This window comes from Kribbella sp. NPDC004875, from assembly GCF_042873375.1.
In the GTDB taxonomy this organism is placed as follows: domain Bacteria; phylum Actinomycetota; class Actinomycetes; order Propionibacteriales; family Kribbellaceae; genus Kribbella.
Genome location: NZ_JBIALI010000001.1, coordinates 1,540,641 through 1,562,747, shown reverse-complemented (window position 1 = coordinate 1,562,747; position 22,107 = coordinate 1,540,641). Strand labels below are relative to the sequence as shown.

The 22,107-nt window shown below is 69.9% G+C and carries 16 protein-coding genes; 6 read left to right on the top strand and 10 right to left on the bottom strand.

From position 1 onward, the window contains the following. The first annotated feature begins 51 nt into the window (after positions 1 to 51). A complete protein-coding gene (locus tag ACFYRH_RS07530; protein WP_387769669.1) occupies positions 52 to 423 on the top strand; it encodes an FKBP-type peptidyl-prolyl cis-trans isomerase in 372 nt (123 codons plus the stop codon). 78 nt (positions 424 to 501) lie between these two features. Here ACFYRH_RS07530 and ACFYRH_RS07525 read toward each other — a convergent pair whose 3' ends face one another. Then, a complete protein-coding gene (locus ACFYRH_RS07525; protein WP_387769666.1) occupies positions 502 to 4,194 on the bottom strand; it encodes a S8 family serine peptidase in 3,693 nt (1,230 codons plus the stop codon). 144 nt (positions 4,195 to 4,338) lie between these two features. Here ACFYRH_RS07525 and ACFYRH_RS07520 point away from each other — a divergent pair, with 144 nt between their 5' ends. The 3 genes from ACFYRH_RS07520 (at position 4,339) to ACFYRH_RS07510 (ending at position 7,312) form a co-directional block, all read left to right on the top strand. Further along, positions 4,339 to 5,322: a hypothetical protein gene (locus ACFYRH_RS07520; RefSeq protein ID WP_387769663.1), complete on the top strand. Its 984-nt coding sequence runs from the start codon at positions 4,339 to 4,341 to the stop codon at positions 5,320 to 5,322. A gap of 55 nt (positions 5,323 to 5,377) precedes the next feature. After that, positions 5,378 to 6,004, top strand: a complete 627-nt coding sequence (locus ACFYRH_RS07515; protein ID WP_387769660.1) for a hypothetical protein — start codon at positions 5,378 to 5,380, stop codon at positions 6,002 to 6,004. A gap of 99 nt (positions 6,005 to 6,103) precedes the next feature. Further along, complete coding sequence (locus ACFYRH_RS07510; protein WP_387769657.1) at positions 6,104 to 7,312, top strand: glycosyltransferase; 1,209 nt, start codon at positions 6,104 to 6,106, stop codon at positions 7,310 to 7,312. Here the strand turns inward: ACFYRH_RS07510 and ACFYRH_RS07505 are convergent. From ACFYRH_RS07505 to ACFYRH_RS07485, 5 genes are all read right to left on the bottom strand, one after another. Further along, positions 7,294 to 12,282 (bottom strand): AAA domain-containing protein, encoded by a 4,989-nt coding sequence (locus ACFYRH_RS07505; protein WP_387769654.1) that lies wholly within the window; start codon positions 12,280 to 12,282, stop codon positions 7,294 to 7,296. The two genes, ACFYRH_RS07510 and ACFYRH_RS07505, sit on opposite strands and share 19 nt — an antisense overlap. After that, positions 12,279 to 13,442 carry a M48 family metalloprotease gene (locus ACFYRH_RS07500; protein WP_387769651.1) on the bottom strand — a complete coding sequence of 388 codons (1,164 nt, stop codon included), beginning with the start codon at positions 13,440 to 13,442 and terminating at the stop codon, positions 12,279 to 12,281. Before ACFYRH_RS07500 ends, ACFYRH_RS07505 begins: the two co-directional genes overlap by 4 nt. An 87-nt stretch (positions 13,443 to 13,529) precedes the next feature. Continuing rightward, positions 13,530 to 14,510, bottom strand: coding sequence for an ABC transporter ATP-binding protein (locus ACFYRH_RS07495; RefSeq protein WP_387769648.1), 981 nt, complete (start codon positions 14,508 to 14,510; stop codon positions 13,530 to 13,532). Between the two features lies 1 nt (position 14,511). Then, the gene (locus tag ACFYRH_RS07490; protein ID WP_387769645.1) at positions 14,512 to 15,552 is read right to left on the bottom strand and encodes a FecCD family ABC transporter permease; all 1,041 of its coding nucleotides are present in this window, start codon (positions 15,550 to 15,552) and stop codon (positions 14,512 to 14,514) included. Continuing rightward, positions 15,552 to 16,643 carry a FecCD family ABC transporter permease gene (locus ACFYRH_RS07485; RefSeq protein ID WP_387769642.1) on the bottom strand — a complete coding sequence of 364 codons (1,092 nt, stop codon included), beginning with the start codon at positions 16,641 to 16,643 and terminating at the stop codon, positions 15,552 to 15,554. Before ACFYRH_RS07485 ends, ACFYRH_RS07490 begins: the two co-directional genes overlap by 1 nt. Positions 16,644 to 16,756: 113 nt before the next feature. Here ACFYRH_RS07485 and ACFYRH_RS07480 point away from each other — a divergent pair, with 113 nt between their 5' ends. Further along, positions 16,757 to 17,563, top strand: coding sequence for a siderophore-interacting protein (locus tag ACFYRH_RS07480; RefSeq protein WP_387769639.1), 807 nt, complete (start codon positions 16,757 to 16,759; stop codon positions 17,561 to 17,563). 52 nt (positions 17,564 to 17,615) lie between these two features. Here the strand turns inward: ACFYRH_RS07480 and ACFYRH_RS07475 are convergent, their stop codons facing one another. Both ACFYRH_RS07475 and ACFYRH_RS07470 read right to left on the bottom strand, forming a co-directional pair. Next, entirely contained in the window at positions 17,616 to 18,812 is a 1,197-nt protein-coding gene (locus ACFYRH_RS07475; RefSeq protein ID WP_387769636.1) for an alginate lyase family protein, read from the bottom strand. Positions 18,813 to 19,007: 195 nt separating this feature from the next. Continuing rightward, positions 19,008 to 19,592 (bottom strand): TetR/AcrR family transcriptional regulator, encoded by a 585-nt coding sequence (locus ACFYRH_RS07470; RefSeq protein WP_387769633.1) that lies wholly within the window; start codon positions 19,590 to 19,592, stop codon positions 19,008 to 19,010. Between the two features lie 89 nt (positions 19,593 to 19,681). On the opposite strand from ACFYRH_RS07470, the gene ACFYRH_RS07465 reads away from it, so the two are divergent. Beyond that, positions 19,682 to 20,383 (top strand): SDR family oxidoreductase, encoded by a 702-nt coding sequence (locus tag ACFYRH_RS07465; protein ID WP_387769630.1) that lies wholly within the window; start codon positions 19,682 to 19,684, stop codon positions 20,381 to 20,383. 84 nt (positions 20,384 to 20,467) lie between these two features. On the opposite strand, the gene ACFYRH_RS07460 is transcribed toward ACFYRH_RS07465, so the two are convergent. Together ACFYRH_RS07460 and ACFYRH_RS07455 are read right to left on the bottom strand one after the other, a co-directional pair. Continuing rightward, the gene (locus ACFYRH_RS07460) at positions 20,468 to 21,067 is read right to left on the bottom strand and encodes a DJ-1/PfpI family protein (protein ID WP_387769627.1); all 600 of its coding nucleotides are present in this window, start codon (positions 21,065 to 21,067) and stop codon (positions 20,468 to 20,470) included. A gap of 100 nt (positions 21,068 to 21,167) precedes the next feature. Further along, entirely contained in the window at positions 21,168 to 22,100 is a 933-nt protein-coding gene (locus ACFYRH_RS07455) for a GNAT family N-acetyltransferase (RefSeq protein WP_387769624.1), read from the bottom strand. Between the last annotated feature and the right edge of the window lie 7 nt (positions 22,101 to 22,107).

Genomic DNA, 22,107 nt, shown 5'->3' with positions numbered 1-22,107 from the left:
AACGGGGGTGCTGGGGGGTGACGTGGGTGGGGTGTCTGCTTAGCTGGTGGCATGACTGACAAGCCAGAGATCGACTTCCCTGACGGTCCGCCGCCGGCGGATCTCGAGATCACCGACATCACCGTGGGCGACGGCGACGAGGCCAAGGCCGGCTCCCGGGTGAACGTGCACTACGTGGGCGTGGCCCATTCGACCGGCGAGGAGTTCGACGCGTCGTACAACCGGGGCGCCCCGCTGGCGTTCCAGCTCGGCGTCGGCCAGGTCATCCAGGGCTGGGACACCGGCGTCCAGGGCATGAAGGTCGGTGGCCGCCGCAAGCTGGTCATCCCGCCGCACCTGGGGTACGGCGACCGCGGCGCGGGCGGCGCGATCAAGCCGGGCGAGACCCTGATCTTCGTGGTGGATCTGATCAGCGTCAGCTGATCCACTGCGCGATCCACTGGGCGAACGAACAGCCGGCGGCGACCATGTGGTCGCCGCCGGCTGTCTGTTTCAGGCCGGTCAGCGAATCGCGGCCGCCCGGATCACCTCCTGGCTGACCTTGTTCCCGGCGTCGTCGCCGGCCGTCGCCCGCAGCGAGAGGTACGACGCCCCCTTCGGCAACCGGACATCGGCAACCCACCCGGTACCGGCCCGCGACAGTGACACCGGCTGCCAGGTGGCGCCGTCGTCGTACGAGACCTGCAGCGTCGCCTCCTTGACCTTGCCGCCGCCTTCGACGCCGGCGAACTGGAATGCGGTCAGACCGATCCGCTGCCGGCCGCTCGTGAGCGCACCGTTGAGGTTCGTCGCGAGGTGGTAGTCCATCTGGACCAGCGGTAGGTAGACCCAGTCATTCGCCTCGGTGGTCTGAGCCTTGAAGTCCCACGCGGTCGCGGTCCTGGTCCCCTGTCCCCAGGCAGCGGGCCGCGTGGTGTCCATCTCGAACCGGTAGTTCGCCCAGCCCGTCGTGGCCGGCACGCTCGTCTGTACCGCCTGGAAGGAACCCTTCCGGATCAGTGTCCCGTTCTGGAAGAGCCGCGTCTCGACCGTCGAGTCGTCGCCCATCGAACCGGTGACGCCCTGGTCGCCGCTGCTGGCGGTCGGCACGTTCACCGCGAAGAAGTCGCCACTGCGCCGCGGGTTCCAGTACCCCGAGCCGACGCGCGGCCGGACGACCGGCGCGAACCACGAGTTCGTCTGAACAGCACCCGGCGCGTACGTGTGCCGCTCGCCCCGCTGATCCCAGCCGTTCGGGTGGTCGGTCTGCTCGTACCAATCGGTGCCTTCCTGCGTGGACACGTAGTCCACGCGCACGGTGCCGAGGTGGATCGGCTCGGTCACCTGCAGACAAGGCGGCCAGTACCCGATCCGGCAGTCCGCGCGGCTCTCGAACGCGAGCTCGCCGGTCGGCCCGACGAACCGGTTCACGACCGTCGCCAACTCGTTCGTCCGTGGCGTGTAGCTCAGGTTCGCCGGGATCGCCCCGGTGTAGGCCTTCACCACGTCGTACAGGTACGGCGGTGCCTCGGTCCCCGTCACCCGCAACCAGACCTTGCCCCCAGCAACGATCCGCTGGACCAGCGGACCACCTTCGGCCGCCGTCAACGAGTACACCGGAAGGTTGGTCCCACCCGCGGTGTCGTAGTACTTGCCCGAACCTTCGGTCACCACGATCAGCGCCCGGGCACCGGCCTCGACCGCGGCGGCAGCGCGAGCGGCCGGAGTCACCGCGCTGCTCGCGGTCACGAACACCGCCTTGCCCCGAACGTCCTTGCCCACATAGTCGGCGGCCGCACCGGTTCCGGCGTACGCCGCGGTGAGCATCGCGTTGCCGTCCCAGCGCTTCGAACCGCGCTGGAGGAGCGGGTGCAACGGCAAGTTGCCGACGGTCATCGACAGCAACGGCGCCGTACGACGCCAACGGGTCGAGAACTCGTAGTGGCCACCCGGCACCTGACCGGTCGGAGCGGCGTACATCTTGGTCGTCAACGGCGTCGGCACGTACTGGCTGAGGAACGTCGCGAACTGACCGCCGATCCCGGAGTCGTGGTACCAGCCCGGCCGCCGGTAGACGTCCTCACCCGGGCGCGACGTGTTGAGCGAGATCGGGTTCGCCGTCCGGGCGTCGAGGGTGAGCTCGGTGTTCTTGCCGATCACGATATGCGGCGTACCGACCAGCGCGACGCCATGGCCGCCATCGACCTCCAGCCACGAGGTCGCGGTGTACACGCCGGGCTCGAGGCGCTGCGTCGACACCGACCCGGTGGTGGGGTCGATCTCGAGGGTGCTGACGAACTGGTCGCCGTACTTGTACAGCGTCAGGAACCCGCCGGCCGGCTTGCCGTCGCGACCGATCGCGTGCACGTTCAGGTCGTACCGCTCGCCTTCCATGACCAGACCGACCGCGGTCTGCGCGACCCGCTGACCGGCCTGCTTCGCGACGACGGTCCCGGAGTACGTCGAGCCCGGCGTCGCCAGGTTCGGCGTCGCGGTGACATCGACCGTGGCGGTGCCGTTCGCGGGGACGGTGACCTGCGTCGCGCCGAGCGTGAACAGCCCGGCCGGCGCTGCCGTCGTACCGTCACTGGTCACGTCGGTGGACAGGTCGAGCGTGGCGGGAGTGTCACCGAGGTTCGTGTAGGTGATGCTTCGCTGGACCGGCGCGTCGTCACCATGCGGCCACGCATGGAACCCGAAGTCGCGGGTCGCCGTCGCGATCACCTTCCCGAACGCCGCCGCCGGTACGTCCAGCCGACCGCCACCGACCTGGTACGCCGTCTCGCCGGCGAGCGGCTTGGCGGTGCTCACCAATGCGGACTTGATCTGCTCACCCGTCCAGTCGGGGTGCTCCTGGACAAGGAGTGCCGCTGCGCCGGCGACGTGCGGCGTCGCCATCGACGTACCGCTGAGCGACTTGTAGTAGCCGGTGCCGGACGACTTGGCCGCGCGGGCCGCGAGTACGTCGACACCAGGTGCCACGATCTCGGGCTTCACCGTGGCGTCGCCGAGACGCGGGCCCATGTCCTGGAAGTACGCTCGCTCGTCGTTGCCGTCGACCGCACCAACGGTCAGCGCCGACGCCGCGGCGCCCGGCGAGCCGATGCCGCCGACCCGGCCGTAATTGCCTGCGGCAATCACGAACAGGGCACCGGTCTCGGCACTCAGCTGGTCGACCGCGAGCGCCATCGGGTCGGTGCCGTCGCTCGGCTCGGTGCTGCCCAGGCTCATGCTGACGACCTTCGCGCGGTGTGCGGCCCACTCCATCCCGTCGATGATCCAGGAGGCAGCGCCGGACCCGCCGTCGCTGAGCACCTTGCCGATCGCCAGGTGCGCGGCCGGCGCGACGCCCTTCTCGAGGCCGTTCGACGCGGCGCCGGTTCCGGCGACCGTGGATGCGACATGGGTGCCGTGCCCGTTGACGTCCTCGGTGGTCTCACCGGGGACGAAGCTCTTGGTCTCGACGATCTGACCGGCGACGTCGGGGTGTGTCTGGTCGATGCCGGTGTCGAGGACCGCGACCGTCGTACCGGTGCCGTCGACACCCTTGGCCCACGCGTCCGGGGCACCGATCTGGGCAGTGCTGTCGGCCAGGCTGGCCTTGACCTTCTCGTCGAGGAACACCTTTTGGATGCCGCCGCCGAACTGGCCCGGCGTCGCCACCGAACGCGCGGTGCCGGCGGTGATCCCCGACCAGAACTGCGCCGCTTCGGCCTTGTGCGCGGCGAGGCCGAGGCCGCCGATGCTCTCGAGCGTTGCACCGCGATCGGCGTGCTGCGGAGTCGCGGCAGCGGCGCGCAGACCCGGCCGGTACTGGACGATCAGCGGGATCGACGAGACCGCGGAGTCGTCGTACCCCTGGTCGACGAGCGCGGTGACGTTGAAGAGCTCGGGGTCGAGGCGACCCGAGGCGAGGTACGGGAGCGCGGCGTCCGGGACCACGTGCAGGTCCTTGCCGACCTGCTGGATCTGGACGCCGCCGCCGGCGCCGGGCGACGGCTCGACGGACGCGGTCGGCTGACCGCCGGGGGTTTCGGTGAGCGTGACCACGTCACCGGTCAGCAGCGTGACGCGGTGGGTCTGGCCGGCGGGCTGACTGGGTGGGGCGGCGCCGGGCGAGGCGACACCATCTGCCTGCGACGGCAGCGTCGTCGTCGCAGCCAAAGCCACGAGGACGGCGAGGCCACCGGCGACGGCGCGGGCGGATCTGGACATGGGCGGGACCCTTCCTGGAATGCACCTGCGGAGCGGAATGGCATGAACATGTCACGCCGCCGTACAGTGCTCAATGGCGGGATTGCGGCATGACATCTGTCCGCCACCCCGTCCGCCGCCGCAGGCCCCTCGAAGGAGCGCACGATGCTGGACGTGCTGGGACTGGATACCACCGAGGAGGGTGCCTACCGGCGGCTGATCGCGCTGCCGTCGGAGTCGCTCGAGGCGCTCGCGGAGTCGATGCAGGTCGACGTCGCGGACCTCGCGTCCGCGCTCGACGGGCTCGAGGAGAAGGGCCTGGTCGCCCGCTCGACCGCGATGCCCGGTCACTTCGTCGCGTCGCCGCCGGCTCTCGCGCTCGGGTCGCTGATCGTGCAGCGCCAGGAGGAGATCCGCCGGGCGCAGTTCGAGCTCGGGCGCCTCGCCGAGCAGTACCGCGGTGTGATGGCCGACCGGTCGGACACCGACGTGATCGAGGTGGTGCGCGGCGCGCAGGCGGTGGCGCAGCGGTTCGGGCAGATGCAGCGCGGTGCGTCGCAGGAGGTGCTGGCGCTGGTGAAGGCGTCGGTCGCCGTGGTGTCCGCCGACGAGAACGTGGACGAGGACGCAGCCTTGGCGCGCGGCGTCACGTACCGCGTCGTCATCGAACGAGCGGCGTTCGCCAAGCCCGGCTTCGTCGACCTGGTGTCCGAGTCGCTCAAGGCCGGCGAGCTGATCCGGGTCACCGGCGACCTCCCGCTGCGGCTGATCGTCGCCGACCGCTCCCTCGCCTTGTTGCCGTTGGCCCCTACCGCTGACAACGCGGCCGGTGGGGCGCTGCTCGTGCATCCGTCCGGGTTGCTGGACGCGCTGCTGCATCTGTTCGACCTCGTCTGGGCAAGCGCCAACGAGGTACTGCCGAGCGATACGGGCACCACCGAGCTGTCCGCGGACCGGCTCGACGACGTCGACGCCCGCATCCTCACCCTGCTGCTCGCCGGGCTCACCGACCACGCGATCGGTGGCCAGCTCGGGATGTCGCTGCGCACTGTCCAGCGCCGCGTCAGCCAGTTGATGGACCGCGCCCAGGTCGTGACACGTTTCCAGCTCGGGCACGAAGCGTCCCGCCGCGGCTGGCTCGGCGTCTGATAATCCCGTAGTAGTACTCATCCGCCTCGCCCAGCGGCTCGCTTGACTGGGAGGCATGACGACGATGGCTGCGACCACCCACCCCGGCACCCGCCCGAACTGGCTGTGGTACGCCGCCGTGGCCGCGAAGCTACTGCTCCTCGGGTTGTTGCTCTCGGCCCTGATCTGGCCCGATCTCAGCGGCATGAAGGGCAAGGCCTCGACCGCCCGCCTGATCGTCTACCCGATCGGCGCCATGGTGCTCCCGCTCTGGTGGTGGGCCTACGGCCGCACGCGGAGCACGCTGCACCGCAGCTTCCCCTGGCACGCCGACCTGTTGATGACGCTCCCCTGGCTGATCGACCTGATCGGCAACCGGCTGAACCTGTTCGACACCGTCGGCTGGTGGGACGACGCCATGCACTTCGTCCTGTGGACGTTCCTCACCTGCGGTGTCCTGCTCGCGTTCGCGCCGCGTGACCTGTCCCGGGCGCTCACCGCGTTCGTCGCCCTCGGCTTCGGCGCCACCGCGGCCGTCGTCTGGGAACTCGGCGAGTACGTCGCCTTCGTACGCGACTCCCCCGAACTGCAGACCGCCTACACCGACACACTGGGCGATCTCGCGCTGGGAACCCTCGGGGCCTGCGTGGCCGGACTGATCGTCTACCAAGCCCGGCGATCTCCTTCTACTTCCAACCTATAGCGGCTCGGGGGACTTGCCGCAAGCCCCGGTTCGTCTCGCAGAATTGTCGGTCGATCAGCTCAGAGCGAGCTGGGGGAGCGGAGATGATCTGTGCGTTGTGTGTTGGCAACTTGGGGGTCGCGCGGAGACGTCGAGCCGTTGGCGGGCCTCGCGGTCGCGCTGCGGGAACTCGGCGCGGAGGCAACGGTGTGCGCGCCACCGGACGACGATTTCGAGGCGTTGCTGGCGCGGGCCGGCGTACCGCTGGTGCCGCTCGGGCCGTCGGTGAAGTCGGTGGTCGCGGCGCCGAAACCGCCGTCGGGCCAGGCAGCGTTCGAGCTGGCGCCGCGGCTGGTCGCCGCGCGGTTCGAAACGCTCGGCGCTGTCGCGCAGGGCGCCGATGCGATCGTGGCGACCGGCCTGATGCCGGCCGGGGCCCGGGACGTGGCGGACAAACTCGGCATCGGCTACGTCCTCGCCTGCTTCCACCTCGGAGGCATTCCGTCGCAACACTTCTCGCCGGGAGCACGTCCCGGTACGCCGTCACCGGAAGGTGAGACCGATCGGCGGGTGTTGTGGGAGCACGACGCCGAGCGCGTGAACGCCTTGTACGGTCCGGCGCTCAACAGGGAGCGGGCCGCGATCGGTCTGCCGCCGATCGACAACGTCCGCGACTACGTGCTCACCGATCACCCGTGGCTCGCGGCAGATCCGACGCTGTGTCCGTCGAAGGGCCTGACCGAGCTCGACGTCGTCCAGACCGGTGCGTGGATCCTGCCTGACGACCGCCCGCTGCCTTCCGACGTGGAGGTGTTCCTGGCGGCCGGCGATCCTCCGGTGTACGTCGGGTTCGGCAGCATGGCCGCGTACGCGCCGAAGGGGATCGCCGAGCTGGCCATCGAGGCGTGCCGCGCGCACGGCCGACGGGTTCTGCTGAGCCGCGGCTGGGCCGGGTTGGACCTCGCGGACGAGGGCAAGGACTGCTTGGTGGTCGGCGAGATCAACCAGCAGGCGCTGTTCCCGCGGGTGGCGGCCGTGGTGCATCACGGAGGTGCGGGTACGACGACCACGGCCGCGCGGGCCGGTACGCCGCAAGTCGTCGTACCGCTGATCGCGGATCAGCCGTACTGGGCCGCGCGAGTCGCCGCGCTGGGGATCGGTGCCGCACACGAGCGCTCGGCGCCGACGACCGAATCGTTGGCAGCGGCGCTCGAGATCGCCCTGCGTCCGGAAACGCGGGCGGAGGCCGCGCGGGTGGGCGGCGCGGTCACGACGGACGGCGCGACGGTGGCCGCCAAGCTGTTGATGAGTCAGTCGACGGGACGGTGAAGCGCGTCGAGGAGATGTGAGACGACGGTCTCCGGTGAGCGGGTCCAGTCCGTGGTGAGGACGTGGTGGACCCGCCAGCCGGTGGTCGTCAGGACGCTCGGGTGCGTGGTGAGCCGCTCGAGCAGCGTGTCGGCGGCGACGCGATCCGGCGTGTCGACGAGGACCGCGAGCCGATAGCCGTCGTCGTCAGGCAGCTTCAGCGCGAGGTCACACCGGAACACCGACTCGCCGACGGCAGCGTCCACCTCGACGCCGCGCGCCTCCAGTGCCGCCGCGAGTTGGCCGACCACCGCCGTCGACGTCTTCGCACGCGCCGGCGACCTCACGCCGTACGACGTGAGCGCCGACTTCGCCGCCACGTTGTCACCGCGCGAGACCGCGGCGGCGTACGCGAGGAACCGGCGCAGCGTGTTGGCCCCGTCGTTGTAGGTGTTGGTGATCGCGTCGGGCTCGATGCTGCTGACGACCACCATGTGTTCGCGTGCCCGGCTGAAGATCACGTTCAGCCGCTTCTCGCCGCCCGAGGTGTTGATCGGACCGAAGTTCATCAGCATCCGGCCGTCCGGACCGGCGGCGTAGCAGACGCTCATCAGGATGATGTCGCGCTCGTCGCCCTGCACGTTCTCGAGGTTCTTCACGAACAACCCGGCGTCCTGCTCGCCGCGTGTCCGCACCTGCTCCGCCTCGTACGCCGCGGCGAACGCCGAATCGCCGTTCGCGAGCTCTTCGAGGGCCCGCTCGATCTCGCCCTGCTGAGCCTCGGAGAACGCCACGATCCCCAGACTCTTGCCGGTCTCGCGGGTCAGCACCTCGCGCACCAGCGCAGCGATCCACCGGGCCTCCGCCGGATTGGTCCGACGGTCGTAGACCCCGTCGACCAGCCGGACCGCGGTGATGCTTCCGGCCAGCAGGCTGTCGCACACTTCGGCCACCGGGGAATCGGACCGCAGCGTCCACGGCGGCGCGGTGTGCGGCGGCAACCGATCGGGAACCGTCGCGAGCTTGCCCTGGTAGAACGCCGCGTTGCTGAACGAGATCAGTGCCTCCGACCGGCTCCGGTAGTGCCAGGTCAGCATCGTCGACGCCAGCCGCAACGCACTGATCGAGAGGAAGCTGTCCTCGGTCAGCGCGATACCGACCTGCTCGGCCGCCTCGTCCTCGAGGTCGACGTCGACCTGATCGTCCCGCACCCGGAAGTACTGCGTCGGCGGCAGCTGCATCTGGTCACCGACGACGATCGTCTGCGGCGCGCGATGCAACGCCGGGATCGCTTCCTCCACGGGGATCTGACTCGCCTCGTCGTACACCACGACGTCGAAGGACGTTGTCAGTGGCAACGTTTCGGAGACCGACGACGGGCTCATCAGCCAGACCGGGCGCAGCACCGAGACCACCGCACCCGGCGCGCCGGACGCCAGGTCGCGAATCGACCGGTACCGCATGACCTTGCCGAACTCGTGCTCCACCTCGCGGCGCCCGGTCGCGAACGTCTTCTTCCGCTCGCGTTCCTCCGGCGACATCCCGGTCACGCTGCGCTCGGAGTGCTCGACCTCGGCGAGGAACCGCCGGCGAACCTGGGCGACCACCACTTCGGCGTTGAGCTCGGTCAAGTCGTCGTACACCATACTCAGCTCGCCCACGATCGCGTCGACCCGCTCCGAGGACAGTTGCAGCGCCGCGGCCGACCTGGCCCGCTCCCACTCCGCGGCGCAGACGGCGTACTCGAGCTGGTCCGGCGTCGCGTCGAGCTGACGAAGCGCAGCCGACACCGCATCCGCCAGATCTCGCAGCTTCGGCCCGACAGCCCGTACGACGGGACTCGCGGCGGCGAGGCGATCGGCCAGGTCGCGGAGACCGTCGACGGTCAAGGTCTCCCAGTGGTCGGCGAGCAGGTCCTGAGTCACGTCTGCGGCGTCGTCGACCGCATCCGCGAGCCGGGCCAGCTGGGCGGCAGCACCGTCGCCGAGTGCGAATCGCCAGTCGGGAATGCTCTTGCGAGCAGCGGCGAGGTGGTCGATCAGTTCCCGCGGGTCGTCCGCGGCCCAGTCGTGACGAGTCCGCTCGGCATGCTCCTCGACGGCCGCCGACGCGGACTGGGCGGCCACCAGGTCGGTGAGGATCTCGGTGACGGACGGCTGCACCGAACGCGTCGTACTGTCGAAGCGGGAGCGGACGAGGCTCTTCACCCGGCGCCAGTCACCGCTGAGGAAGGAGAACGTGCCACCTTCCTTGCTTTCGGCAACTTTCAGGGCGGATCGGGCGTCGGCCGGCGCCAACGGCTCCTGCCAGCCGGCGGCCTCCTTCCAGGCGGCTCGCTCGGCCGCGACCAGCTTCTTCCGCTCGGCCGCGGCATCCGACAGCTCGCGGGCCACCTCCGACCGTGGCACGATGGCCTCCAGCCGGTCCAAGGCCGCCAACGGCTCCAGCAACCGTCCGAGCCGAGCGTGCGCCCGGACGTCGCGCACGGCTGTGCGTTCCAGATCCAGTGCGGCCAGCGCGTTCGCGACCGCGTCCCACCGCGCGCGGAGCTCGCGGGCTGCGCCGGACAGGTCGGAGTCGTCGAAGCTTCTGAGGAAGGCCAGCGGGCTCCGCGCCAGCACCCCGCCGGTCGCCGGGTCAGCCGCTGCCAGCGCGTACGCGACCTCGCGCACATCGTCCTGCGACTTCCACCACTCCCCGGCGCTCGGCAGGACCCGAGCGTCGTCGGACGGGGCCCAAGAATGGTCATGGAGTGCAGCCAAGCGGTTGATCAGGTGGCGGAGGCGCGGTGTGCCGGCCGCCAGCTGATCCTCGAAGGCGTCGACCGTCGCCAGCAGCCGGTCGACGCGAGCGACCAGGTCCGCGCGGCGGGCCGTCAACGCATCCAGGTCGTCCTCGGCCGACAACCAGGAGTCATAGGTCTCCCGGAGCCCGTGCACGAAGGCCTTCTTGTCGCCGTGCGAGTCGTGGATCAGGGCACACAACCCGTCCAGCCGCCGGCTCGCCAACCGGGCATGGACGACATCCAGCGCCGCTCGCTTCTGGCAGACGAACAGCACGCGCTTCCCCCGGGCCACGAAATCGGCGATCAGGTTCGTGATCGTCTGTGACTTCCCCGTCCCCGGCGGGCCCTGGATCACGAAGCTCTCGCCACGCCGCGCCCGCGCGATCGCCGCCACCTGCGACCCGTCCGCGGGCACCACCAGATGCCGATCGGCGGGCGGCAACTCAGGCAGCGAGCTCCCCACCGGCCGTGGCCGATCCGAGAACAGGTGGTCGAAGGACGCCGCCGACTCCCCGGTCGTCAGCAACTCGTCGTAGTCCCGGACCAGCCCCAACGTCCGGTAGTTGAAGTTCGCCAGCGAGACCGCGCACAGGTCGACGTCCCACGAGTACGGCCCGCCCTCGGTGTCGATCGAGTACACGTCGGTCTCGATCGCTGCCGGCCGCCGCGGCTCCGCACCGAGCGTGATTCCCAGCGGCAGGGTCTGCTGCGCGATCTGCGTCCGGAAGATCTGCACCCCCAGCGGCTGGTAGTCCGACCGCCGGTACGAATACGGGTACTGCTTCCCGCCGAACCCGGTCGCGAAGTTCCCACGCCGTCGCCGGGTGTACGTCCGCAGCCGCGTCATCGCCCGCTGCCGGACCAGATCGATCCGCGGCTTCTCCCGCAGATGCAACTGCAGCCCCGGCTCGGTCGCCTGGATCTCCTTCGCGAGCCGTTGGTGCAGGTCCCGCAACGCGCCAGGCGCTGACAGGTCGACCGTCTCCGGCAGCGAGATCCCGTACAGCTGCCGCAGGCTGTGCCGCAGCGTCGGATTCACCTCCGCGATCGGATCGGTGATCCGCAGCGTGTACGAGTCCCGGACGCCGCGCTTCTTCGTCAGCTCCACCTTCGCCAGCACGAGCGGCGACGCCAGCCGGGTGTCGCGGTCGTTCTTCAGGTCGTGCCAGCGCAGGAACGCCGGCACCAACCGCAGCTGGTCCTGCCCGTAGTCCGCCCGGTCCCGGCGGGCCGTCGAGATCAGCTTGTCCAACGTGTTCGCGGCGTACGGCGCCTCGTCGTACCGGATCCATTTGCCCAGCGGCTGTGCCTTCTTCAGCAGCTGGTCAGCGAGCTCGTCGCGCCAGGTGAACAGCTGCTCGGAGCGGATCGTCCGTACGTCGAGCATCAGCGGCACCGACACCTCGGTGACGTTCAGCGTCTGCGCGGTCGGGCGGAAGTTGATCAGCCGGTTCCGCCGGGAGAGGTCGAAGAGCCGGTCGCGCAGCGCACCGAGCACCGCCGTACGCCGGTCGGCGGCGCCGCGCACGATCGCCTCGACATCGAAGTCGAGCGGCTGGTCGCGGTAGTTCTCCAGCTGCTCGATCAACGAGTGCAGGTCCTGCGCGCGGCGATGCCGGTCCGGCTCGGCCATCTGCGCGGCGACCGAGACGATCACCGGGTGCAGGTCCGGGTCCAGGCGGTACAAGTTGCCGCGGGCATCGATCAGGGTGCTGACGTCCGCCGTCCGGGACAGGTCGAGCCCGCAGCCCAGCGCGAGCAGCAGCTGCCCGAGGCTGAAGATGTCGGTGAGCTGATCGTGGTGACCGACCACGTGCTCCCAGCTCTGCCAGCCGGCCACCGGCGTCGGCGCCGTGATCGCCTCCGGAACCGGCCCCGGGACGACCACGGTCTCGCCGCCGCCGCTCTCACCGAGATCGAAGTCTGTCTGCCGATGAGCCACCACCTCGACCGCGGTCGGGCGCTTCCCCTGCCGGGTCTCGATCTCGGCGGGTGCGAGCGTCGGCCGGCCCGCGTCCTGAGGCGCGAAGCCGAGCCGGTTCTGGTCGTCGACCACGATCCGATCCAGACCGCGCAACGGTGCGACCAGGCCGCGCTCGTGCACCGCGGCCGTCTCGTGGAACAACGGCAGCACCGCCGCGAGCAGCGCGTCGTTGCCGAGACCGCCCTGCGAGACGGCCAGCGCGACGAGATCCTCGGCACTCATCCGGCCACCCCCGCCGCTTGCACGAGCTTGCTCCGCTGCTTGTCGCTCCACCCGAGCTCGTCGTCCGCGATGTCCGCGTACCCGGTCAGGCCGGAGCGGCGCGCGATCGCGAGCGAGGCGATCAGCCCCTCGTCACCCGCCTCCGGATCGGCCGTGGCGAGGTCGAGCAGGAGATAACACAGGTACCGCGTGGTCGCCGCCGCGAGCGGGCGCGGCGGCGGCACGGGCGCACCGTCCACCGGCCGAACCGTCAGCGGCTCGTCGAACCGCACAGCACGCTCTGACCTGGCGATCGGCATCTGCGTATCGTCGAACCCGGCCGCCGCGGCCGCGACTGCATCGGTGCGCAGCCCCTCGGTCTGTGCAACAGCCGCCGCGAAGTCTCGACTCAGCGCACGCAGCAGCTCGGCATCGAGCAGATCCGGCGCGTCCACGTCGAGCGGCCCGGTGATCAGCGCCTCGACGTCCTCGCCGTCGCTCCACTTCTTCAGCGCCCACGCTCGCCCCACCGCCTCGGGATGGGTGTTCCCACGACTCCCCGACCGCAGGTCCAGCGACTCCGCCTGCCGCAGGTACGCCGCGGGGTCCGCCGTACTCAGCCCCGTCTCCAGCTTCAGCAGCGCGCGGATCGTCGTACTCAGATCGCCGCACGCCGTCAGCGCCCCGCGATCCGCGAAGAGCTCCGTCGCGAGGGACCAGCGCCGGTGGGTCTCGAGGTACTGCGACGGCGTCCGAGCGTCGCCCATCGCCGCGTCGAACAACCGGTCGACCGCGAGGTACCCACCGTCTTCCGCCTGCCAGAGCAGCCGGTGCGCGAGCTCGTGCCCGATCACGGCGGTCAGCTCGTCCTCGTCGAGCCGGTCGAGCAACGCCCCCTGGAAGAGGATGACCGCCTTGCCGGCCTGATGCAGGTACGCCGCGTTCGGGTCGCCGCTCACCTGGAAGTAGTCGATGTCCTCGTCGAGTTCGAGCGCCCGCGCCGCGCGCTGCCCGGCTCGGAAGACTACCGGGTGCGCGTCGGACTCCAGCCGGTACGCGTTCCGCAACAGGACGTCGTCGAGCGAACCCTCGGGACCGCCGTGCAACGCCGTCCAGGCAGGCTCGTCCACCCGGCGGACAACCGCCAGGACGGACCGGTGATACCCGAGCGCTGACAACATGGCGGCCACGATAGCCACCCGCACCGACCAAAACCGAGCTCGATCTCCACGACCTGTGGACATCCGGCGTACGGCGACCCGCGGAAGCTAGCGGTCGGTCGGGCGGCAGACCCCGTTCGCCGCCGCGCTGGCAGCGAGCGCCGCGGCGGCAGGGTTGGCGGCGTTGGCGGTGTTGGCGGCGTTGGCGGTGTTGGCGGTGTTGGCGGTGTTGGCGGTCGGCGCGCCATCACCGTCGTACGACGGCTCGGCATCCACCTGCGTCCGGGTCGTGTGCCGGCCGATCGGGACGACCATCGGCGTACCGGCGACCGGGTCCGGCACGACCTTCACCGCCAGCCCGAACACGTCCTGGACGACGTCCTCGGTGATCACCTCCGACGGGTTGCCCTCAGCAACGATCGCGCCGTCCTTCATCGCGATCAGGTGGTCGCCGAACCGGCAGGCCTGGTTCAGGTCGTGCAACACCAGCACGATCGTCCGGTCGTCGGACTTGTTCAGGTCCACCAGCAGGTCCAGCACCTCGAACTGATGCGTCAGGTCGAGGAACGTCGTCGGCTCGTCGAGCAGCAGGATATCGGTCTCCTGCGCAAGCGCCATCGCGATCCACACCCGCTGCCGCTGGCCGCCGGACAGCTCGTCGATCGGCCGGTCCGCGATCGACAGGACGTCCGTCGAGGTCATCGCCTCCGCGACCGCCGCATCGTCCTCCCTCGACCATTGCCGGATCCACCGCGTCCGTGGGTATCGCCCACGACCGACCAGGTCCGCGACCGTGATCCCCTCCGGCGCGGTCGGCGACTGCGGCAGCAGCCCGAGCTTCGTCGCGACGTCCCGGGTCGGGATCTGCTGGATGCTCTTCCCGTCCAGCAGTACGGTCCCGCGCGACGGCTTCAGCAACCGCGCCAGCGTCTTCAGCAATGTCGACTTGCCGCACGCGTTGGCGCCGACGATGACGGTGATCTTCCCGGTCGGGATCCGCACCGACAGGTCGTGGATGATCTCCCGCTGGTCGTACCCGACGGCGAGACCTTCGGCGGCCAGGCTGTGTTCCACGGACTTCTCCTCCATCTCAGCCACCACTCCCGACCCGGTTCGCCCGCGCCAGCAAGAACATCAGGTACGGCGCACCGACCACACCCGTCACCACACCGACCGGCAGCTGCGTGTCTCCGAACGCGTGCTGTGCGACGAGATCCGACAGCGCCACGACCAGCGCCCCGAGCAACCCGGACGTGATCATCGCCGGCCCTGGTGACCGCGTCAGCCGCCGCGCGATCGGCGGCGCTACGAACGCCACGAACCCGATCGGCCCGGCGGCCGCCGTCGCCACCGCGGCCAGCAGGACCGCGATCACGATCAGCCCGAGCCGCGACGCCTCCACCCGCAGCCCCAGCCCGTACGCGGTCTCGTCCCCGAGCTGGAGGATGCGCAACTGCTGCACCAGGAACACCATGAACGGCAGCAGGACGACGAACGTGATCGCCAGCGACCGCACGTTCGACCAGTCGCGTCCGTTCAGACTCCCGGTCAGCCAGATCAGCGCCTGCTGCGCGATCTCCACGCGGGCCTTGGTCAGCAGGTACGACGTGATGCTGGTGGCGATCGCCCCGATGCCGATCCCGATCAGGATCAACCGGTAGCTCGACACCCCGTGCCGCCAGGCGAGCACGTACATGATGAAAGCGGTCAGTACCGCACCGAGGATCGCCAGCCCGGACACCGCGACCCCCGTGAGTCCCAGGGTCACGATCGCGAACACGGCGAACGCGCTGGCGCCGTACGTCACGCCGATGATGTCGGGGCTCGCCAGCGGGTTGCGGGCGATGCTCTGGAAGATCGCGCCGGACAGACCCAGCGCCGTACCGACCAGCAGGCCGGTGAGGGCCCGCGGTAGCCGGAGCCGGTTCACGATGAACTCGGTCGCCCTGTCGCCGCCACCGAACAGCGTCTTGACCACGTCGATCACCGGGATCTTGAAGTCACCCAGCGACAGCGAGACACAGAACGTCGCGAACACCGCGACCGCGAGCGCGACGACGACCACGAGGGTGCGGGCCCGCCGCGCCGCGCGGGCGCGCGTGATGACAGCGACTGCTTCGGCGGTCGTCATCACAGATCGGCCAGCTTCCGCCGCCGTACCAGGGCGATGAAGAACGGGGCGCCCAGGACCGCGGTCACGATGCCGACCTGCAGTTCGCCGGGTAGCGCGACGACGCGGCCGATCACGTCCGAGCCGAGCAGCAGGATCGGGGCGAGCAGAGCGGAGTACGGGAGGATCCACCGGTAGTCCGGCCCGGTCACCAACCGCGCGACGTGCGGGATGGTCAGGCCGATGAACCCGATCGGGCCGGCCGCCGCGGTCGCCGCGCCACAGAGCAGTACGACGACGACCGCCACGAACAACCGGGCGAGTCCGACCCGTTGGCCGAGCGACTTCGCCACGTCGTCCCCGAGCGACAACGCGTTCAGCACTCGTCCGCAGAACAGCGACAGCACGATCCCGACCAGGATGAACGGCGCGACCTGCGCCGCGATGTCCGAACCGCGGCCGGCGAACGATCCCACCGACCAGAACCGGAACTGGTCGAAGGTGTCGACGTCGCCGATCAGCAGCGCCGTCGTCAGCGACCCGAGCATCGCGGTCAGCGCCGCACCGGCGAGCGCGAGCTTCACCGGCGTCGCGCCCTCCCGACCGAGCGACCCGAGGAAGTAGACCGCGACCGACGCCGCGGCCGCACCGAGGAAGGCCAGCCAGACGTACGCCGTCAGCGTCGACAACCCGAACCAGTAGATGCCCCCGACAACGAACAGCGCGGCGCCGCCGTTGACTCCGAGGATCCCCGGATCGGCGAGCGGGTTGCGGGTCACACCCTGCATCAACGCTCCCGACAGCCCGAGGGCCGCTCCGACCAGCAGACCGATCAGCGTCCGCGGCACGCGGAGTGACCGCACGATCACGTGGTCGGTGTCGGCCTCGTTGTAGTGGCGCAGGGCATCGATCACGGTGGGCAGCGGGATCTGCTTGGACCCGACCGCGATGCTCAGCAGGCACACCAGAACCAACAGGACCACGCAGCCGATCAGTCCGGCGACGAGCGTCGCCCGGCGGGTCCGGCGCCGCGGGCGTGCGGGGGCGGACTCCGGGTCAGGCGTGTCAGGCAGATCAGGCTCGGCGGAAGTGACAGCGCTGGGCGGGGGCATTGGACTTTCGGGATCCTCTTAGGTAAGGCTAACCTCTAGATGCCTCAGAGTACCCCGACCACCTTCGGGTCTGCATCCGAGTCCCCCTGCAGAGTTTATGGAGAAACCTCAGCATGACTACCGTGCTCGAGCGGCCGATCGTGTTCGACTCGCTCCTCGCCACCGTGGCGGCCGTTGAGGACCTGAGCCCGCATCTGCGCCGCGTGACATTCGTCGCACCGCGGATCGCGCGGTCGGTCACCGCCGGACCGGACCAGCGCATCAAGGTCCTCCTCGCGCCGCCGAACGGCAAGGCGATCAGCCTGCCCTCGGGACCCGAGTGGTACGCCGACTGGTGTGCGCAGCCGGTCGATGAGCGGTTCATCATGCGGACCTACACCGTGCGGGCACTCCGCCCGGAGGTGGCCGAACTGGACGTCGAGTTCGTCCTGCACGGGGTGAACGGACCCGCGTCGGCCTGGGTGAGCGAAGCGAAGCTGGGCGACGAGGTGGGCCTGCTGCTGCCCTTCGCGGTCGACACGACCAGTCCGAAGGGTCTGCTGCACTCCGGCGTCGACTACATCCCACCGGCGACCAGCGTGCGCCGTATCCTCGTCGCGGACGAGACGGCGCTCCCAGCACTGGCCGGCATCCTCGAGGAGCTCCCTCCCGCGGTACAGGCCGCGGTGTTCGTCGCCGTACCGGATGCTGCTGACATCCGGCCGCTGGCGGGCTCTGTTGATGTCACCTGGGTGACCGAAGGATCGGTGCTGGATGCGCTGAAGTCAGCCGCGCTGCCGTTCGACCCTGACTACGCCTGGGTCGCCGGCGAGTCGTCAATGATCAAAGCGGTACGCCGTCACCTGGTGAACGTCCTGGGGATGCCGAAGGCCGCCATCTCCTTCCAGGGCTACTGGAAGCGCGGCGAGGCGCACTGCTGATCCGGTCCGGGAGAGCCGGCGGGGCAGAAGCACCGGCCCTCCCGGAGTCCTGCTAGGACGGGTTCTCCGCGTGGGTCAGCGTCTCCCACGCGACGAACAGGTTGTTGGACCCGGCGGGGCGCTTGGACTCGGTCAGCGCCTGCGTGTTCGCCATCGCGATCCCCAGCCGGGTGTGCAACGCGTTGTAGCCGACCTCGGTGATCGGGCCGAGGCCACGGTTCACCGAGCCCTTGCACAGCCAGGACGGCACCGGCTCCAGATTGCGTTCCCAGCGGGACTGGAAGCCCAGAGCCTGGCGGAGTCGCTCACCGAACTCGGGGTACAGGTCGACGCCCTGGATGCGGGAAGTCTCCAGCACATGTGAGATCGACGAGATGCCGTAGCCGGTGTGGGTGAAGTCGCGGCAGGTCTCCTGGGTCAGGCCCGTCACGAACGTCCCCTGGCCCTGCCAGTAGCTGACGATCTTGTCGCGGGTGTCGAGGTTCTGACTCGGCACCGTCTTCGGCAGCGCGCCATCGGACTCCAGATACACGTACGCCGGCACGCGCAGCCGGTACAGCGCGATCGCCTTGTCGTACACGGCCTTGTCCTCGAGGAACACACCGATGCCCTGGATCGCCTCGGTCATGCTCAACTCCCAGTTCCCGTTGGAGTTCGAGCCGTTGATGATCTCGGGCAGGTAGACGGTGCGGAGCATGGTGGCGAAGCGGCCGGCGTTCGGCCAGTTGCCGTACTTGTACTTGATGATCTCCGCGGCCTTCGGCCACGACGACGCGGACCAGGCGGTCTGCAGCGGGGCGTTGCTGTTGGTGTGGTCGCGGATGGTGGCCGACCACGCGTCCATCAGCTCGATGGACTTCTGTGCATAGCGGTCGTCACGGGTGAGGTACCACAGCAGTGCGTCCGTGTACGCCGCGATCGCGTCCTCACGCTCGTCGGTACAGCCGTAGTTCGGGTTCGAGTACGGTCCGCACTCCACGGTCGCGCGTGGTTTCGGCGTACGGGAGAGTGCGGCGTACGCACTGCTCTTCGCCTGGTTGAAGGCGTTGGTCCATGGCTGCGCGCCGGCCTGTACCTTCGCTCGGACGAAGTCGAGCTGGGCCGTGCTGACGCCGACGCCCGGATGGGTGAACGCCGTCGGCGCATCGACGGCCGCGGGCGCGTTCGAGGCGGCGATCGCGGGGCTGCTGAGGGTCCCGGCAACCAACGCGGCACATGCCGCGGCCAGGACGAGGGGCTTCTTTCGCATGGCGGTGTCCTGTCTTCGGGGGCGGTAGGACAGCGGTTTCCCAGGCAGTTTCACGACGCCTCACGACCGTGGTCAAGGGGCTGCCGGTACCGGAACTCGATGGAACACGGCAGCGCTTTGTCCCAGGTCAGCGGAACAAAGCGAGGATCTTTCCCACGCCTCGGCTGCGCAGCTCCAGGTCGGCCGCGCCGGGTCTCAGCGCACGGCGAGTTCGCCGGACCGCACGCCGGCGGCGTCGAGCAGGGCGGCGGCCGTGGCGGCACCGATGCCGCCGAGCGGCTGGGCGCGGACGACCGCCCGCGCGCTCGCACCGTCGAAGATGATCGTCAGCTGGATCGCCAGCGTCGACGGGTCCTCCGCGCCGGCAGCGACCAGTTCCCGGTGGAAGAAGTCGGTGAGCTGCTGCTTGAAGTGCCGCGCCACCACCGAGCCCGGGTGCTCGGGATTCTTCAGCTCCACCGCCGTACTCACGTAGGGGCACCCGAGGTAGTTGCCGTCAGCCACCATCGCGTCCTGCCGCTCGAACACGGCGAGGATCCGCTCCCGCGGCGGCCGCTCGTCCTCCACCCCCGGCCGCAGCAGGACCTGGTACGCCGGTCCGCGGCTCGCCAGGCTCTCCGCGATCAGCTCGTCCTTCGACCGGAACAGCTGGTACATGGACTTCTTCGACACCCCGGCCGCCTTGCAGAGCGCGTCCACTCCGATGTTGACGCCGTCGCGGTAGAAGAGTTCGCCCGCGGCGTCCAGAAGCCGCTCACGGGGAGTCGCCGAAGTGCTCATGCCTCGAGGGTACCGGCTGGATTTGAAATCGGAAACCGATCGGTTTACGGTGGCGGGAACAGATCGGTTTCCTCTTCTTTGGAGTCCTCATGACCACACTCGATGGAGCTGTCGTCCTGGTCACCGGCGGCCAGCGCGGGATCGGCAAGGCGATCGTCGACGACCTGCTCACCCGCGGCGTCGCGAAGATCTACGCGACCGCCCGGACACCACGTCCCAGCGACGACCCACGCGTCGTCCCGCTGCCGTTGGAGGTCACCGACCAGGCCTCGATCGACGCACTGGCCGCGGCCGCGCCGGACGTCACGGTGCTGATCAACAACGCCGGCGCCGGCTCGCCGGACACCTACCTCGACGCCCCGATCGACGAGATCCGCACGGTGTTCGACGCGAACTTCTTCGGTCCGCTGCAGCTCACCCGCGCGTTCGTCCCGATCATCGAGCGGAACGGCGGCGGTCACATCCTGAACGCCCACTCGGCGCTGTCCTGGGTGGCCCGGCACGGCGCGTACTCCGCGACGAAGGCGGCGTTCTGGCTGCAGACCAACGCGATCCGCCTCGAACTGCTCGAGCGCGGCATCGGCGTCACCGGCCTGCACATGGGGTACGTCGACACCGACATGACGACCGCCGTGACCGCACCGAAGTCCCGCCCCGAGGACATCGCGAAGGCCGCGCTCGACGGCATCGAGGCCGGCGCGCACGAGGTACTCGCCGATGAGACCGCCCGCGGCGCCAAGGCCGCGACGGCACTCGACCTGACCGCCGTCTACCCCGAGCTCGCTGTCTGACTCCGGACCCCCAGCACTCACCAACCTCCGCGCCGCACCGGCCGGCACGCTCGGCCAGGCCCACGACGCGGCCCCGGAGCCGCGTTAGTGAGTGCTGGCGGTCCACACATCCCGGTCACGGACGTACTCCATCGCACCCGCGATCCCGTCGGCGACCTCGGCACCGAGCTCGCGATCGACGACGTGCAGCGCGAGGTCGATCCCGCAGGTGATCCCACCCGCGGTGACCAGGGTGCCGTCGTCGACGACCCGATTCGTCTTCAGGTCGGCGCCGAACGCCTCGAGCTCGGCCCACGCACCCCGGTTCGTCGTGGCCGGACGGCCTTTCACCAGTCCGGCTTCGGCGAGCAGCATCGAGCCGGTGCAGACCGAACCGATCCACTGCAGCGAGGGCGCGAGCTCGGCAATGCGAGCCGGCATCACCCCGCGCCGCGCTTCCGCCCACGCCCCCTGCTCGGCGCGGTTCATCCAGCCACCACCGGGGACAAAGAGCGCGTCCGGCGATCCGAGGCCCTCGGGCGCCTTGAACTGCAACCCGTGCAGCCCGGTCACTTCCGCCGGCCCATCCAGGCCAACCAGGGCCAAATCGAACTCCGGCCGCCGCGCTGCGTGACTCCAGACCTCGAACGGCCCCATCACGTCCATCTCGTCCACACCGTCGAACACCAGGATCTCGATTCGCATACCTCCACCCAACCCGGGTGGCCGAGGTCCGGACCAGTGGCCACGAAGCCGCTGTTCGCCAAGATCTGGCCACGGCTTCTTCAGCCGGGGAGCTCGTTGATCAGAAGTCGATGCGCAGCACGGCGCGACGCTTGCTCGGCCTGCTGACCTCGACGAAGCCGGCGGCGGCGAACATCGCGAGCGTGCCGACCGAGCCGCCGTCGACGAGGTCCGGATAACCCTCGACCGCGCGAGCGCCTTGTCCGGCAGCGAAATCGACGGACGCGCCGGCGAGCGCACGGCCGATTCCTCGTCGGCGATAACCGGCCCGCGTGACGAAGCACGTCACTGCCCAGACCGTGGGGTCGGCCTTGTCCTCGTCGCGTTCCAGCCATGGGATGCGGACGTCTCGACGGAGCCTCGCATGGTCCGCGCGCGGCGCGACGGCACACCACCCGACGGGCTCGCCGTCGAGGTACGCGACAAGGCCGCTCGTGGCCTCGGCGCTTCGATCCCCGCAGGCGGTCTGGTCCCGGAGCCGGGCCGCGAGTTCCTCAGGGCCTTCGGACGCCCACGACTCCTTGGGCAACATCCGGAACCGCTGGCACCAGCACCGCGCGGTGTCGCCGCCGGAGCCGAACACGGCCTGCAGGTCCTCCCAACTCGCCTGGTTGGCCGGAACGATCGTCAACTGCTCAGCACTGACCGGCTCTCGCGATCCGCGCGGAACGGGCGCCCGTCTGGTCGGCGCCTTCCGCTCGCGCGGCCGCGCATCGAACGTCACCCGCACCTCGACGGGATCGCCCTGGACAAGTCCCGCGGGTTTGCGGACCGCGTCCTTCAGCGGAAGCAGATAGCCGCCGTCCTTCGTCCAGAGCGACGTCTTCCACTCGGTGCTCCCCAGGCGGGCACGGATCGGGATCGAACCCCAGCCGAAGTTGGCGGCCGCCGCCGCTTCCCGCAGCGCGAGCCCTTCCCGCTCGGGCACGGCGACGAAGTAGTACGGCGCCGGACCACGCCACTCGACGACCTCACCACCGAACTCCACCTCCATGGGCCGA

Excerpts from the sequence above, each read along its gene's own strand:
- ACFYRH_RS07530 (WP_387769669.1), top strand. The coding sequence starts at position 52 with ATGACTGACAAGCCAGAGATCGACTTCCCTGACGGTCCGCCGCCGGCG.
- ACFYRH_RS07525 (WP_387769666.1), bottom strand. The coding sequence starts at position 4,194 with ATGTCCAGATCCGCCCGCGCCGTCGCCGGTGGCCTCGCCGTCCTCGTG.
- ACFYRH_RS07520 (WP_387769663.1), top strand. The coding sequence starts at position 4,339 with ATGCTGGACGTGCTGGGACTGGATACCACCGAGGAGGGTGCCTACCGG.
- ACFYRH_RS07515 (WP_387769660.1), top strand. The coding sequence starts at position 5,378 with ATGACGACGATGGCTGCGACCACCCACCCCGGCACCCGCCCGAACTGG.
- ACFYRH_RS07505 (WP_387769654.1), bottom strand. The coding sequence starts at position 12,282 with ATGAGTGCCGAGGATCTCGTCGCGCTGGCCGTCTCGCAGGGCGGTCTC.
- ACFYRH_RS07500 (WP_387769651.1), bottom strand. The coding sequence starts at position 13,442 with ATGTTGTCAGCGCTCGGGTATCACCGGTCCGTCCTGGCGGTTGTCCGC.
- ACFYRH_RS07495 (WP_387769648.1), bottom strand. The coding sequence starts at position 14,510 with ATGGAGGAGAAGTCCGTGGAACACAGCCTGGCCGCCGAAGGTCTCGCC.
- ACFYRH_RS07490 (WP_387769645.1), bottom strand. The coding sequence starts at position 15,552 with ATGACGACCGCCGAAGCAGTCGCTGTCATCACGCGCGCCCGCGCGGCG.
- ACFYRH_RS07485 (WP_387769642.1), bottom strand. The coding sequence starts at position 16,643 with ATGCCCCCGCCCAGCGCTGTCACTTCCGCCGAGCCTGATCTGCCTGAC.
- ACFYRH_RS07480 (WP_387769639.1), top strand. The coding sequence starts at position 16,757 with ATGACTACCGTGCTCGAGCGGCCGATCGTGTTCGACTCGCTCCTCGCC.
- ACFYRH_RS07475 (WP_387769636.1), bottom strand. The coding sequence starts at position 18,812 with ATGCGAAAGAAGCCCCTCGTCCTGGCCGCGGCATGTGCCGCGTTGGTT.
- ACFYRH_RS07470 (WP_387769633.1), bottom strand. The coding sequence starts at position 19,592 with ATGAGCACTTCGGCGACTCCCCGTGAGCGGCTTCTGGACGCCGCGGGC.
- ACFYRH_RS07465 (WP_387769630.1), top strand. The coding sequence starts at position 19,682 with ATGACCACACTCGATGGAGCTGTCGTCCTGGTCACCGGCGGCCAGCGC.
- ACFYRH_RS07460 (WP_387769627.1), bottom strand. The coding sequence starts at position 21,067 with ATGCGAATCGAGATCCTGGTGTTCGACGGTGTGGACGAGATGGACGTG.
- ACFYRH_RS07455 (WP_387769624.1), bottom strand. The coding sequence starts at position 22,100 with ATGGAGGTGGAGTTCGGTGGTGAGGTCGTCGAGTGGCGTGGTCCGGCG.